Annotated in this window: 12 protein-coding genes; 4 read left to right on the top strand and 8 right to left on the bottom strand. The window is 69.1% G+C overall.

The window, feature by feature from the left end:
* Positions 1–3: 3 nt before the first annotated feature.
* Together IT182_15880 and IT182_15875 are read right to left on the bottom strand one after the other, a co-directional pair.
* Positions 4–798 (bottom strand): SDR family oxidoreductase, encoded by a 795-nt coding sequence (locus IT182_15880; GenBank protein ID MCC6164829.1) that lies wholly within the window; start codon positions 796–798, stop codon positions 4–6.
* On the bottom strand, positions 783–1,733 hold the full coding sequence (locus IT182_15875) for a dihydrodipicolinate synthase family protein (GenBank protein MCC6164828.1): 951 nt from the start codon (positions 1,731–1,733) through the stop codon (positions 783–785). The genes IT182_15880 and IT182_15875 overlap by 16 nt, the downstream gene beginning before the upstream one ends.
* A gap of 103 nt (positions 1,734–1,836) precedes the next feature.
* On the opposite strand from IT182_15875, the gene map reads away from it, so the two are divergent.
* On the top strand, positions 1,837–2,586 hold the full coding sequence (map, locus tag IT182_15870) for a type I methionyl aminopeptidase (protein ID MCC6164827.1): 750 nt from the start codon (positions 1,837–1,839) through the stop codon (positions 2,584–2,586).
* A 60-nt stretch (positions 2,587–2,646) separates the two neighbouring features.
* Here map and IT182_15865 read toward each other — a convergent pair whose 3' ends face one another.
* The 3 genes from IT182_15865 to IT182_15855 form a co-directional block, all read right to left on the bottom strand.
* Positions 2,647–3,651, bottom strand: coding sequence for an NAD-dependent epimerase/dehydratase family protein (locus IT182_15865; protein MCC6164826.1), 1,005 nt, complete (start codon positions 3,649–3,651; stop codon positions 2,647–2,649).
* 196 nt (positions 3,652–3,847) lie between these two features.
* Positions 3,848–5,098: an MFS transporter gene (locus tag IT182_15860; GenBank protein ID MCC6164825.1), complete on the bottom strand. Its 1,251-nt coding sequence runs from the start codon at positions 5,096–5,098 to the stop codon at positions 3,848–3,850.
* 29 nt (positions 5,099–5,127) lie between these two features.
* Complete coding sequence (locus tag IT182_15855) at positions 5,128–5,712, bottom strand: hypothetical protein (protein MCC6164824.1); 585 nt, start codon at positions 5,710–5,712, stop codon at positions 5,128–5,130.
* A gap of 331 nt (positions 5,713–6,043) precedes the next feature.
* On the opposite strand from IT182_15855, the gene IT182_15850 reads away from it, so the two are divergent.
* Positions 6,044–6,781 carry a hypothetical protein gene (locus IT182_15850; GenBank protein ID MCC6164823.1) on the top strand — a complete coding sequence of 246 codons (738 nt, stop codon included), beginning with the start codon at positions 6,044–6,046 and terminating at the stop codon, positions 6,779–6,781.
* 33 nt (positions 6,782–6,814) lie between these two features.
* Here IT182_15850 and IT182_15845 read toward each other — a convergent pair whose 3' ends face one another.
* From IT182_15845 to IT182_15835, 3 genes are read right to left on the bottom strand one after another with little or no spacing between them, the layout of a single operon-like run.
* Positions 6,815–8,218, bottom strand: a complete 1,404-nt coding sequence (locus IT182_15845) for a ferrous iron transporter B (protein MCC6164822.1) — start codon at positions 8,216–8,218, stop codon at positions 6,815–6,817.
* Positions 8,215–9,039, bottom strand: coding sequence for a 50S ribosome-binding GTPase (locus IT182_15840; GenBank protein ID MCC6164821.1), 825 nt, complete (start codon positions 9,037–9,039; stop codon positions 8,215–8,217). Before IT182_15840 ends, IT182_15845 begins: the two co-directional genes overlap by 4 nt.
* Complete coding sequence (locus IT182_15835; protein ID MCC6164820.1) at positions 9,036–10,058, bottom strand: metal-dependent transcriptional regulator; 1,023 nt, start codon at positions 10,056–10,058, stop codon at positions 9,036–9,038. Before IT182_15835 ends, IT182_15840 begins: the two co-directional genes overlap by 4 nt.
* A gap of 261 nt (positions 10,059–10,319) precedes the next feature.
* On the opposite strand from IT182_15835, the gene IT182_15830 reads away from it, so the two are divergent.
* Positions 10,320–13,031: a protein kinase gene (locus tag IT182_15830; protein MCC6164819.1), complete on the top strand. Its 2,712-nt coding sequence runs from the start codon at positions 10,320–10,322 to the stop codon at positions 13,029–13,031.
* 66 nt (positions 13,032–13,097) lie between these two features.
* On the top strand, positions 13,098–13,310 hold the full coding sequence (locus IT182_15825; protein MCC6164818.1) for a hypothetical protein: 213 nt from the start codon (positions 13,098–13,100) through the stop codon (positions 13,308–13,310).
* The last annotated feature ends 29 nt before the right edge of the window (positions 13,311–13,339 follow it).

Below are 13,339 nucleotides of genomic sequence, written 5' to 3'. Positions count from 1 at the left end.
CGGTTACCAGACGCCCTTCAGCATACCCCCGTCGATCTGGAGGAATGCACCGGTCGTGTAGGCCGAGGCGTCAGAGAGCAGGAACGCCGCGGCCCTGCCGAACTCGTCGGGAGCCCCGTACCGCCCGAGCGGGATCGTGGCCTCCATGCGCCGGCGCTGCTCGTCCAGCGTCACGTTGGACGCCTGCGCCCGCCCTTCGTCCAGTTCGCGCACGCGATCGGTGTCGATCCGGCCGGGGACGAGATTGTTGACCCTGATCTTCTGGCCGGCCAGTTCGTTGGACAGCGTCTTGACCAGCGCCGCCACGCTCGCGCGCACCACGTTCGAGAGCGCGAGGTTCGGGATCGGTTCCAGCACCGCAGACGATGTCGTCATCAGGATGCTGCCGCCGCCGCGCGCAGCCATGACCGGGACCGCCAGACGCACCATGCGGATGGTGCTGAGCAGCAGCAGGTCGACTGCCTGTTGCCACGCCTGGTCGTCGAACGCGAGCGCGGGGCCTGGCGGCGGACCACCGGTGTTGGCAAACAGCAGGTCTACACCGCCGAACCGGTCCATCGTCGCCTGGTGCCACGTGGCGATGTCGTCAGCGGTGCGGAGGTCGGCAGGCACCGCGAGGACCTGCGCACCGGGCGTGGCCTCGCGCAGTGCCTGTGCCGCTGCGTCTACGCGCACCGCGTCGCGTGAGGCGATCGACACCTGCGCGCCTTCGGCCACGAGCGCGCGCGCCACGGCGAAGCCGAGCCCGCGGCTCGCCCCGCCCACCATCGCTACCTTGCCTGTCAGGCCGAGATCCATGCGAAGCCTTCCTGTGCTGCCGTCCATGCGATGAGGCTGTCGAGTGCCGCCTTCGTGCCGGCGTCCAGCGTGGCGCCTGGCGCGCGCGTGGACGCGTCGGCGATGAGTCCACGCCGCCGGAGCACCTCCTTGCGCACGGCCATGCCGATGCCCTCCTGGAACTCCAGGCGCATCAGCGGGACGGTCCTGTAGAACACGTCAGCGGCGCCTTCCCGATCGCCGGCGTGCCACCGGCCCACGATGTCGACGAGGATTTCCGGGAACGCGAACCCCGTCATGGCGCCTGCCGAACCCGCCATCAGTTCCTCGAGCAGGTAGACGCCGCCGAGGCCGCCGAAGATGGTCAGCGGCATGTCGCCTGCCGCGTCGAGCAGTCGTGCGGTCTTGAGCGGCGTCGGTGGGTCTTCGAGCTTGATGACGCGTGCCGCAGGCACGTCGCGCGCGATCTGCACGAGCAGCGACGGTTCCATCGCGAAGCCGGAAACCGGAGGGAAATCCTGGATGACGATGGGGATGGTGAGCGCGTCGGCGAGCGCGGCGAAGTGGGCCTTCACGCTGCCGGAATTGAGCTTCGGCGCGCGCGGCGGGCTCACCATCACGGCAGCAGCGCCTGCCGACTGCGCGGCGCGACTCAGCTCGAGGCAGGTGTGCAGGCCTTCGGTGGTCGTGCCGACCACGACAGGCACACGACCAGCGACCTGCGTCAGCACCGTGTCGAGCACGAGCGCGCGTTCGCGCTCGGTAAGACGTGCGGCTTCACCGAGGACGCCGAGCGCGGTGAATCCGGACACGCCTGCGCCGATGAAGTGCTCGACGTAGCGACGCAGGCTTTTGACATCGACATCGCCACCCTGCCTGAACGGCGTGGCGAGCACGGAATACACACCTTGCACTGACGCTCTCTCCTTGGCCGTCGCGCGGGGAACGGCTGACACGATATACCCCATTCGACTCGCGTGGCGCCACGCCTTTCGGCGCGGCGCCACGCTCGCTCATGGCAAGCCACCGGTCGCTCATGGCACGCGCTAAGATCCACGGATGTCGATCACGAGCGACGAGGAACTGCAGGGCATGGCGCGCGCGGGGCGGGTCGTGGCGCGGGCGCTGGCGGCCATGCGTGACGCAGTGGTGCCTGGTGCGACGCCCGCCGACGTCGAAGCCGTCGGTGCGGAGATCCTGCGTCAGGAGGGTGCGCAGGCCGCGCCGGTCGTCATCTACGGCGCGCCGTGCGCAGCATTCGTGAGCGTGAACGACGCCGTTGTCCACGGCCTGCCGACGCGCACGCCGCTGCGCGCGGGCGATCTCGTCAAGATCGACGTGACGCCACTGGTCGATGGTTACGTGGCCGATGGCGCCATCACGGTGGCCGTCGAGCCATCCACGTCACGGGGGAGGCGACTCGCGCGGGCCGCGGAACGTGCGCTGGCCGCCGCGCTTGCGATCGTGCGTCCCGGACTGCCGGTCCACGCACTCGGCGCGGCCATCGACGGCCATGTCAGGCGCGAGGGGTTCTCGGTGGTGCGCGACCTCACCGGACACGGTGTTGGCCGGAGCATCCACGAGCCGCCCGAGGTGCCGAACTTCGATCCGGGCGGTCGCTCGCCGCTGCTCACCGAGGGGCTGGTGCTGGCCGTCGAGCCGCTCGTCGCCGAGCACTCGGGCCGGATTCGCACGCTGAAGGATCGCTGGACCATCGCCACGCGCGACGGTGGATGGACCGCGCACTGGGAGCACACGATCGTCGTCATGAAAGACGGCGCGCTCGTCCTCACCGCACCTGGCCACTGACGAAGGGGTTTTTGCCGCGGTGGGCGGGCCGGGCAAGCCAGGCCCCTACGCCCGGAGGAGTCAGCGTGTTCTGGCTTTCCAGGCGGCGAGGACGGCCTTCTCGCGGTCGGGTGACAAGCCTGCCTTGAGCGCGGCCTTGCGCTCCGCGGGCCACGTCTCGACGTACGCGAACGTGTCGCGTACGGTTTCGGCCAGAGGGCGGTGCGTCAGCCCCTTGGCCATCGCGGCCTTGACGCTGATCTGACCCGCCCCGGCGTACTCGCCCTGCGGCGGCAGCCACACGGGCATGTCGCTCCACGCGCGTACTTCCTGAGCCTCCATGAAATCGAGCGGAAGCCAGACGAACGTGGCCTGCGCGCGCGTCACGTCCCGGCACGTCTCCAGCAGGCGCCCCATCGTGAGGCTCGCCTGGGGCGCGTCGGCGTTGTAGATTCCCGTCGTGCGATTCTCCACGCACGTCACGATGAAGTTCGCGAGGTCGCGCACGTCGATGCACTGCACGTAGTCGCTCGCGGCATGTGGCGCAAGCACCTCACCGCCGCGCGCCACACGCATGGGCCAGTACGTGAAGCGGTCCGTCGTATCGCCCGGCCCGACGATGAGGCCGGGGCGGATGACGGTGGTCTTGCCGGGCATCGCCTTCTCGGCCGCCTGCTCGCACAGCACCTTCAGTCCACCGTACGACCCGCCCGTCACCTCGGTCACTGTGGGATCCTTCAGTGTGGCGAGGGGAGCCCCTTCGTCCATGCCCGGCGTGTCGATGGCCGCGTACACGGAGATGGTCGAGATGAGCAGGTAGTGCCCCACGTTGGGCGCGAGCAGCGTGGCGCTGCGCGTCACGTCCGCCGGAATGTAGGCCGACGGATCGATGACCGCGTCCCACTTGCGTCCTTCGAGCGCCGAGAGATCGGTCTTGCGATCGCCGCGCAGTTGTTCGATGTCGGGGAAGAGCCCGGGGTTCGTCCGTCCGCGATTGAACAGCGTGACCGTGTGGCCGCGCTCGCGCAGCCGGCGCACGGTGTGCGGACCGAGGAATCCCGTCCCGCCGATGACGAGGACCTTCAGCGGCGCGGCCGAGGCCGAGCGCACGGGCAGCGTCACAGCGGCCGCTGTGGCAAGGCTGGTACCGAGGAACGTACGTCGCGTGATGGACACTGTCGACTCCCGGGAGACGTGCCGCGCGCGGCATGCGCGCGGCGTGTACGCTGTCACGGCAATGGGGCGATCGGCAACAGGCCAGTGACCGGACGCCGCCAGCGCGTCACGAGGTGGAGGAAAGGCCAGACGAGGGACTCCCGGCCGCCGCCAGGTGCGCGTCGTGCGTACGGCCGATACGCCAGCCGAAGAGGGCCCACGTCCCGGCCACGACCAGGCCGATCAGGGCGACCTCCGCGAGCGGCATCTGCATCGCGACGATGCCGGCCATGATCCAGCCGTTCACGAGATCGCCACCGCGATAGATGGCCGTGTCGATGAACGCCTTGGCCTTGTAGCGCGTCTCGCGATCCACGCGTGTGAACAGGCTCTCGCGCGCCGGCGCGATCAGCGCGAAGTTCCCCGCGCGGTGCACGACCTGGATGGCCGCGAGCAGCAGCGGTGTCGGAGAGACGGCCAGCCACGCGAAGCCCGCCGCCACGAGCAGCGGAGACAGCATCAGGAGCGGCGTCACGCCGGCACGCGTCAGCAGCACACGCGTCACGCACACCTGCGTGATCACTGTCAGCGCGTTCACTGAGAAGTCGATGCGTGCGAAGTAGGCCGCCCGGGCGCCCGGATCCGTGAACGCGCGCGACACGACGGCAGCCTGCTGGTAGTAGAGGATGGTGTTGACGGTGACGTAGAGGAGCAGGAGGCCGGCGAGCAGACGCAGGAACGGCGAGCCGAGCATCAGGCGCGCGCCCGCGAGTACGGTCCCGCCGATGGGGCGATCGACGCCGCGCCGCTCCGTGGCCCACGGCAGCAGGCGCAGGATGGCGACGAGCGCGCCGGAGAGCACCAGCGCGGAGATCAGCATGAGTTGCGGCACACCCACGCGCTCGACGAGCAGTGCCGTGAGACCTGGCCCCGCCAGCGCGCCGCACGTGCCGCCTGCGGCGATGATGCCGTAGAGGCGCTTGGCCTGATCGCTCGTGAAGATGTCGGACATGAAGCTCCAGAACACCGACACGACGAACAGGTTGAAGACGCTCACCCAGATGAAGAACGCGGGCACGGCGACGGTCATGCCCACGTCGGCCCGGAAGACCAGATAGAAGCCGACCAGGCATGCGACGAAGAAGCCGTAGACGGCGGGCAGGAAGATGCGGCGCTGATACCGCGAGACGATCGCGCCGTAGAGCGGCTGCGCCAGCAGCATGCAGACGAACGTGCCGCTGAAGAGCCACTGGAGTTTGTCGACGCCGTGGCGAACGCCCATCTCCTCACGCAGCGGCCGGAGCAGGCCGTACGCGCAGAGGAGCGCGAAGAAATAGACGAAGCTCCACGCCAGCGCGGCCCGCTCGTCGCGGGTCACGCCACTGAGCTGCGCGAAGCGCGAGGGGGCTAGCGCTTCACGCGCCACAGGAGGACCGCTTCGCGATTGCGAATCGTGCCGAAGCAGTACCGCTTCCGGTTGCTGTACGTGTCGAGCCAGTCACGTTCGATCCAGAGATTGGCACCGTCGGGATCGTCGTGCAGCCGCTGCGCCGCGCCGCCGAGGCCCTTCACCGTGCGCTGGAAGTAGGGATCGAAGAACGACAGGCCTTCGGGATCGGCCTTGAGCGCCAGGACGTAGTGCCAGGTGCTGCCACCGATATGGAGGTTGCAGAGCCCGACGCCGCCTGTGTTGAGGCACGCCACGAGCTGGTTGCCGCGCTTCACGTGCACTTCCGCGCCGCGGAGGTACTCGGTCTTCAGCGCGAACCTGCCTTCGCGATAGGCGCCAAGCCACTCCGCCGTGACACGGATGCCCCATTCGTCGGTGCCGTCGCCGAGCGTGTTGCTGCGGCTCACGCCGTTGAGGGTGTACGTGTAGACACGCTGGATCACGAGCGGCGGGATCTCGCCGCGGCCGAAGAGCCGGGCGATGCCGTTCAGGAATGTGGTGGGGACGCAGTCGGCCTCGCTGAACTGGTACCGGAAGGGCACCGGGACTTCTGGCTGACGCGACGCCCGCCCCGTGCGTGGCCGGTTGGCGGAGGACAACGTTCGGTGAGTCTGCCATCGGCCAGCGGGTTGCGCAAGGCGATCCGAGGGGCTTGCGTCAAGTCGCCGCGAGGGGTGAAATCTCCCCATGCCTCAAGGGTACGAACTGCACCTCGGGCGCGGGTCCTGTCACCGGACGACCTGTCACGCCGGAGCCTTTGGCGAAGGCGGAGCCCCACCCGTCCTCAGCGCGAAAAGCACTCATACGGGAGACGCATCTCGTCGCGCGTTTCTCTCGGCGTTTGCTCTGGGAGTTGCCGCCCTGGCGGCGCCGATGCCGGCGTTGGCGCGGCAACAGTCGGTGCGATCGGCGGGGCTCGGGGCCCGGCAGCGGGTGGTGTCGCTCAACGCGGTGCTCGACCATCCGCAGGGGATTGCGGCGAGCGCCGACGGGGCGGTGTGGTTCGTGTCGTCGGTGTTGCGGACGGAGAAGAAGGGGCTGCTCGTGGCGTTTCGCGCCTCCGACGGGGGGATGCTGCAGCGTGTGGAGGTGCAGGAAGGGGAGCGATACCACCCGGGCGGGCTGAGCCGATTCGGCGACGCGCTCTGGCTGCCTGTTGCGGAGTATCGGCGTGCCTCCACCAGCGCGATCCAGTGCCGCGACGCCGCGACGCTCGCGTTGCGCTCCAGCTTCCCCGTGCAGGACCACATCGGGGCGGTTGCGGCCACGACGGGGACGCTCGTGGGCTGCAACTGGGATGCGCGCGTGTTCTACGAGTGGACGCTCGAGGGGCGCGAGTCACGTCGCGTGGAGCACGACGGCGCCGCGCGCTATCAGGACCTGCACTGGACCGGCGAGCACCTGCTGGCCGGTGGACTTCTCGGTGATCAGGGCGTTGTCGATCGACTGGAGTGGCCCACCCTCGACCTCCTCGAACGCATCGTCGTCGGCGCGACGGATCGCGGCGTGGTGCTGAGCCACGAAGGGATGACCGTCTCAGGCCAGACGCTCCTCCTCATGCCGGAAGACGACCCCAGCCGCGTCTTCGTCCACGCCTTCGCGGGAGCGTGAACCGAAGACCGATGGCGGATGGCCCAAGGCCGTTCAGTAGTAGAGCCACCGCGCGATCGTCGCGGTGAGGAAGCAGACGAGGAAGGCGACGCTGAGAGGCATCAGGGCGCCGATGGTGGCCCAGCGGGCGCTGAGGGTCTCCTTGTAGATCGTGATGATGGTCGTGCCGCACGGGTTGTGCAGCAGCGAGAACAGCATCAGGTTGACGCCCGTGAGCAGCGTCCAGCCCTGCTGATCGACGAGCAGGCGGCGCAGATCGTCGAGGCTCGTCATGTCGGTCATCATCCCCGTGCCGAGGTACGCCATCACCATCGTGGGCACGACGATCTCGTTGGCCGGGATGGCGATGATGTACGTGAGCATGATCACGCCGTCGAGTCCGATTGCGTGACCGAGCGGATCCAGCCAGCCGGCAATCACCGCGACGAGCGTGCGATCGCCCCAGTGGATGTTCGCGAGTAACCAGATCACCGCACCGGCTGGCGCGGCGGTCCACATCGCACGCCACAGCACGAACAGCGTCCTGTCGATGATCGACGTGTAGATGATGCGGCCGACGTTCGGCCGCCGATACGGCGGCAATTCCAGCGTGAACGTGGACGCCTCGCCGCGCAGGATCGTGCGCGAGAGGATCCACGACATGAGGAGCGTGAAGCCGATGCCGAGCACGACGACGCCGACGACCGAGGCCGCGGCGGCGATCGACGCGAAGGCTGGCGAGAAGGACGCGCCCACGAAGATCGTGCCGAGCATGATGAGCGTGGGGAAGCGCCCGTTGCACGGCACGAAGTTGTTGGTGAGGATGGCCACGAGCCGCTCGCGCGGCGAGTCGATGATGCGCGTGGCGATCACGCCTGCCGCGTTGCAGCCGAACCCCATCGCCATCGTCAGCGCCTGCTTGCCGTGCGCGCCGGCGCGCCTGAAGAGGAAGTCCAGGTTGAACGCCACGCGCGGCAGGTAGCCGAGATCCTCGAAGATCGTGAAGAGCGGGAAGAAGATCGCCATCGGCGGCAGCATCACGCTCACCACCCACGCGAGCCCGCGATACACGCCGCGCCACACGAAGCCCGTGATCCACCACGGCACGCCCAGCGCGTCGAAGAGCGCCACCGCCTGGTCCTCGATCCAGAACAGGCCGCTCGCAAGCATCGCCGACGGGACGTTGGCGCCGGCAATCGTCAGCCAGAACACCACCGACAGGAGGACGAGCATGATCGGCAGGCCCAGCACCGGTGAGGTGACCAGCCGATCGATACGTGCGTCGAGGCGGAACGCGCGCGCGTCGTTGTCATCGTCCACAGCGCGGCGCGCCACACGCTCGGCCTCGGCGTAGAGCGACTTCACCGCTTCCTCGCGGAAGCCGCCTCCGAGCTGACGTCGCAGGTCTCGCGCGCGTGCGAGCACCTCGTCGGCCGTCGGGTGGTGCGACGCGGTCACTGCGCACCCTCCAGCGCGATCTGTCGGCTGAAACGCACGTCACGCTGCTGCTGCCGCGCCACCATGCGCACCAGTTCACCGCTGCGCAGCGCCTCCTCCACGCGCGCATCGCCATCGAGCAGACGGATGGCGAGCCACCGACTGTTGGGCACGCCAGGTGCCGCGGCCTCCACCTGCGCCATCAACTCGGTGACGGCGTGCTCGAACTCGGGAGTACCCACCACGCGCAGGGGTGTCGTGGCGATCGTACCGCCTGCCACGCCATCCACCGCCGTCAGCAGCGCGTGCATCCCTTCACCCGTCCGCGCGACGATGGGGATGGCGGGCACGCCGAGGTCGCGGGCCAGGCTGCGGGTGTCCACCGCGATGCCCTTCCGGCGCGCCTCGTCCATCAGGTTCACGGCCACCACCACGCGATCGGTGATCTCCAGCACCTGGAGGACGAGATTCAGGTTGCGCTCGAGTGCGCTCGCGTCGGTGACCACGACGGTGCAGTGCGGCTGGCCGAAGAGGATGAAATCGCGCGCGACTTCTTCGTCCTGCGACGCAGAGAGCAGGGAATACGTGCCCGGGAGATCGACGATCTTGTAGCGCACGCCGCCGTAGGAGAACGCGCCTTCCGCACGCGTCACCGTCTTGCCGGGCCAGTTCCCCGTGTGCTGTCGCAGTCCGGTCAGCGCGTTGAACAGCGTGCTCTTGCCGGTGTTCGGATTCCCCGCCAGCGCGATCACCCGATCCGTCGCGGCGACGTCGAACCCCATCGGCGCCAGTTCGACGGCCACCGGACACGTCTCGCAGTCGTGCGCCGAGCCGTGACTCATGATCCGAACACTCCCGCGCCTGCATTCCCGACGTCCTGCGTTCCTGCGGTCCTGTGTCCGTGTGCGCCCGCACTCCTGACCGTCACGTGTCGCGCCTGGTCGTGTCGGAGGGCGACGGTCGTCCCGCGGACGCGGTAAGCGCGGGGATCGCCCGCGAAGCTCTCGAGCACCGGCCTGACGCGCGTGCCCGGCGTGAACCCGAGGTCGAGCAGCCGCCGCCGCGTGAAGCCCTGACACGCGGGCGACAGCGATACGACTGACGCCTCTTCCTCGTGCGCCACGTCGGAGAGCCGCACGGTGTCATCCTCGCCGGCCAGCACGTCGTGCTCGCGCGTCACGAACACGTTGCCAGCCAGTGCGACGGGGAGTGTCAGGCTGCGACCGTCCGCGAGCAGTTCGAGTGACTCGGTGGACGCCCGTGCGACGGTGACGCTCAGCCCGGGACGGAGGCCGTGCGCGACGAGGGCGCGGAAGATCGTCGCGGGCTCGTCCTCGAGGTGCGAGATGCACGCGACCTCTCCCGGCGTGAGCGAGGCCAGCGGTTCGCCGAGATCGTCGGGGGCCTCACCAGCCGAGGGAATGGGATCGCCGTGCGGATCGCGTTCCGGATGGCCGAGTGCGGCAGAGAGTCGATCCGTCTCCGCCTCGCTCATCTGGTGTTCGAGGCGTTCGGCCATGCCGTGGACGGCCGTCACGGGCATGCGCGCCTCGTCTGCGAGGTAGCGCTCGAGCAGCCGGTGCGCGCGGATCAAGTGTCGAGCCCGTTGTTCGCCGTCGGCCGTCAACCGGTGCGTGTCACCCTCCATGGCCGCCAGTCCTGATACGCGTAAGCGATCGAGCACACGAAGCACGGCGCGATCGCCGAGACGCAGCGTGCCCTTGAGAGAGGCCAGCGTGCCCGCCCGACCCGCGTGCGACTCCTTCAGCAGGTGCTTGAGGGCGTTGTCGCCATGCTCCTGCTCGCGCTTGACGCGCCTGCGGCGCAGGCGCGCGAGAAGGTCGTGGGTCCAGGCGCTCATCGCAACCTCTGCCGTCGGATGTCGCCGCGCTGGCCACGCCGCCCGACAGTTGGCACCAGCGGGGTCTCGGTGATATGGAAGGGGAGCATCGGAACGATCGTTCGCGTTTTTTGACTCCTCAAAAATGAATCCTTTGTCCGTCGAAGTCAAGGCATGCTCGTCTGCGCGTCGGCGGCTCGGCGATGGTCGTGAGGTTCGCTCCGGAAGTGCCGGACGTTGTCCTGTCAGAGCCGGTCGCGTGACGCTGGCCATCCTCGTACCATGAGCGCGCAACGCACTCGACTCCTCGAACTGGCTGCTTCCGTTGCCGACGGCACGGTGGACATCGACTGGACGCAACTCGATGCCTCGGTACAGGACGAGGAGGATCGGCAGCTCCTGGAGGATCTGCGGGTTCTGGCTGGTGTCGCGCAATTGCACCGCTCGGATCCCGCTGCGGCGTCAGGACTCACTGAATCACGGACCGTGCGTGGCCGTGTGGTCGGCAGGATTGGGCCGGTGCTCACCGACACCGATGCGCCGACCGTGGAAGAGCGCGTGTTGCCGCCGCCGTCCTTGTCGCCGATGGGCCGGTGGGGCCACCTCGATCTGATCGAGCAGATCGGGCAGGGGTCGTTCGGCAACGTGTATCGCGCCCGCGACACACGCCTGGACCGCGACGTGGCGCTCAAGTTGCTGCGCAAGGGCCGGCAGACCGCTGAGCTCGCCGAGAAGGTGTTGCACGAAGGGCGGATCCTCGCGCGCGTCCGTCATCGCAACGTCGTCACCGTGTTCGGCGTGGAGGAGCAGGAGGGACGTATCGGCCTGTGGATGGAGTACATCCGCGGGCGGACGCTCGAGCAGCTCCTGCGGTCGACGGGCCCTTTCGGCGCGCGCGAAGCGGCCCTGATCGGACAGGAGTTGTGCCGGGCGCTTGCGGCGGTGCACAAGGCCGGCCTCGTCCATCGCGACATCAAGACGCAGAACGTGATGCGCGAAGAGGGCGGGCGTCTCGTGCTGATGGACTTCGGCGCGGGGGAGTACGTCCAGGCCGGCGGGACCGCGCCGACGGGGCGGCTCACGGGCACGCCGTTGTATCTCGCCCCTGAACTGCTGCGCGGCGGCGAGGCGACGGTGCGCTCGGACATGTACGGTCTCGGCGTCCTGCTGTTCCACCTCGTGACGACGCAGTATCCGGTCAGCGCCTCGTCGCTCGACGATTTGCGCCAGGCGCACCGGGAGGGCCGCCGGCTCCGGCTGCACGATGCGCGACCCGATCTGGCCGACGACTTCGCGCGGGTGGTGGAGCGCGCGTGCCACCCGGATCCCGATCGCCGCCACATGAGCGCCGGTGCCCTCCAGGAGGCGCTGGCCCGTTCGCTCGGTCTCGACAGCACCATCACCGTGGATCGCGATGCCATCGCGGCGGCCCTGGCCGCGTCGGCGGCGGAGGCGCCCGTGCCCGCGGTCGCGAACGCGCCGGCGCGGTGGACGTTCCGGTGGTGGCACGTGGCGTTTGTCGGCGTTGCGCTCGGGGCCGTGCTCGTGGCGTTGCTCGCGTGGCTGTTGCCGCGAGAGGCGGCCCCGATACTCCAGCGGGCAACGGCCGTGAAGCCCATCGTGGCCGTCAGGCCCTTCGTGTCGGCTGGCGGAGCCTTCGATCCGCTCACGTTCGCCGTGGCGTCGAGCCTCGGTGCGCGACTGAGCGCCTCTCCCGAGGTGCGCGTCACCAGCGCCGACGCTGTGGCCGCGCTGAACGACGCCGACACCGCCAGCGCGTCGATCATGGCCACGCTCCAGAGCGATGCGCTCATCGAGTTGCTGCCGGTGCGTCAGGTGTCGGGCGGATACCAGGCCAATGCCAGGCTGATCATGGCCGGCGCGCTGCCCGTGTCACTGCCGACCATCGGCCCCACGGCCACGCTCGACGGGCTCAGCGACGCGCTCGCCAGTGCGCTGGCCGCGCCGCTGCGGCTCAATGCCGAGACCTTGCACGGTGCGTCGCCGGCGTCCACGCGCGCCAATCCCGAAGCGCTGGAACTCTACGCGCGCGGGCTGCGCCAGAGCGCCACCGAGAGTCCCGGCGGCACGGCGCAGGCGTGTCAGTCGTTCAAGGCCGCGATGACGGCCGATCCGGAGTTCGCCGGCGCGCACGCGCGGTGGGCCCAGTGCCTGCTCACTCAGTACCGCTTCGGCGTGCTGCCCGCGCGATCGGCGTTCGAGTACGCGCGCACGGCGGCGTCGATGGCGCTGGCGCGCGATGCCGACAGCGCCGACGCGCGTGCCGTGCTCGCGGATCTGCACGCGGAAGAGCACGACTGGGTCCGTGCCGAGAGCGAGTTCCACGAGGCACTCGCGCGCGACAGCAGCAACGTCTACGCGCGATCGCGCTACGCGATGCTCCTGGCCGGCCGTGGCCGCACGGCCGAATCGGTGGAGCAACTCACCGAGGCGCTTCGCGCGTCGCCTCTGTCGTCCACGGTGAAGGGCTACCGGGCGATGAGCCTGCACTACGCCGGACGCGACGAGGAGGCGCTCGACATGTTCCAGCAGTTGCGCGGCGTGGACATGTCGCTGGAGTCGGCGCTCGTGGGACAGTGCCGCATCTTCGTGGTGGTCGGCAAGTTCGAGGAAGCGCTCTCCACGTGTCGACAGTTGCTCACGCGACGCGGCGGTCATGACGCGTTCTCGGAGGCGCAACTCGCGGCGGCACTCGGCCGCCTCGACCGGCATCCGGAATCGGCGCGCCAACTCGCGCTGCTGCGGGGCGCGTACGACGCCGCGCCAGACAACGAACGCCCGAACCTCGCGTTCTTCCTGGCCACCGCGTACGCCGGCCTCGAGCAGGTCGACCAGGTGTTCCCGTGGCTCGAAGTGGCCGCCCGTGGAGGCAGTTCACGCCTGGCCTATCTCCGCGTGGACCCGCGTTTCGCGGTGGCGCGATCGGATCCGCGCTGGGCGCAGATCCTCACCACGTACGAGTCCCGTCCCTGAGGACACGCGCACGAGGCGTATCCTCATGTCGAGTCGCGGCATGACGCCGCGTGAAGGAGTCCGAGCATGGTCAAGAAGCCGAAGGTGTCGCTCCGTCCCGTCGTGGAGGAGATCGAGAAACTGCTGAAGGAACTGGACGCCGCTGACGAACCAGCCGACGCGAAGGGCCGCCATCGCACCAAGGCGCTGAAAGCCACGTTGCAGGGCGCGTCCCTGATGCTGCGCGCCGAGTGCTGGAGCGACGGCGCCAACGATTCGGTGTACGAATTCCCGTCCTGACCCCTTCGGGAGTGGGCCGTGAGGCCCCA

This window comes from Acidobacteriota bacterium (assembly GCA_020845575.1).
GTDB lineage: Bacteria > Acidobacteriota > Vicinamibacteria > Vicinamibacterales > Vicinamibacteraceae > Luteitalea.
Note: the sequence above shows the minus strand (reverse complement) of the source record. Positions and strands in the feature narration are given on the sequence as shown.

Excerpts from the sequence above, each read along its gene's own strand:
- IT182_15880 (MCC6164829.1), bottom strand. The coding sequence starts at position 798 with ATGGATCTCGGCCTGACAGGCAAGGTAGCGATGGTGGGCGGGGCGAGC.
- map (MCC6164827.1), top strand. The coding sequence starts at position 1,837 with ATGTCGATCACGAGCGACGAGGAACTGCAGGGCATGGCGCGCGCGGGG.
- IT182_15850 (MCC6164823.1), top strand. The coding sequence starts at position 6,044 with ATGCCGGCGTTGGCGCGGCAACAGTCGGTGCGATCGGCGGGGCTCGGG.
- IT182_15840 (MCC6164821.1), bottom strand. The coding sequence starts at position 9,039 with ATGAGTCACGGCTCGGCGCACGACTGCGAGACGTGTCCGGTGGCCGTC.
- IT182_15835 (MCC6164820.1), bottom strand. The coding sequence starts at position 10,058 with ATGAGCGCCTGGACCCACGACCTTCTCGCGCGCCTGCGCCGCAGGCGC.
- IT182_15830 (MCC6164819.1), top strand. The coding sequence starts at position 10,320 with ATGAGCGCGCAACGCACTCGACTCCTCGAACTGGCTGCTTCCGTTGCC.
- IT182_15825 (MCC6164818.1), top strand. The coding sequence starts at position 13,098 with ATGGTCAAGAAGCCGAAGGTGTCGCTCCGTCCCGTCGTGGAGGAGATC.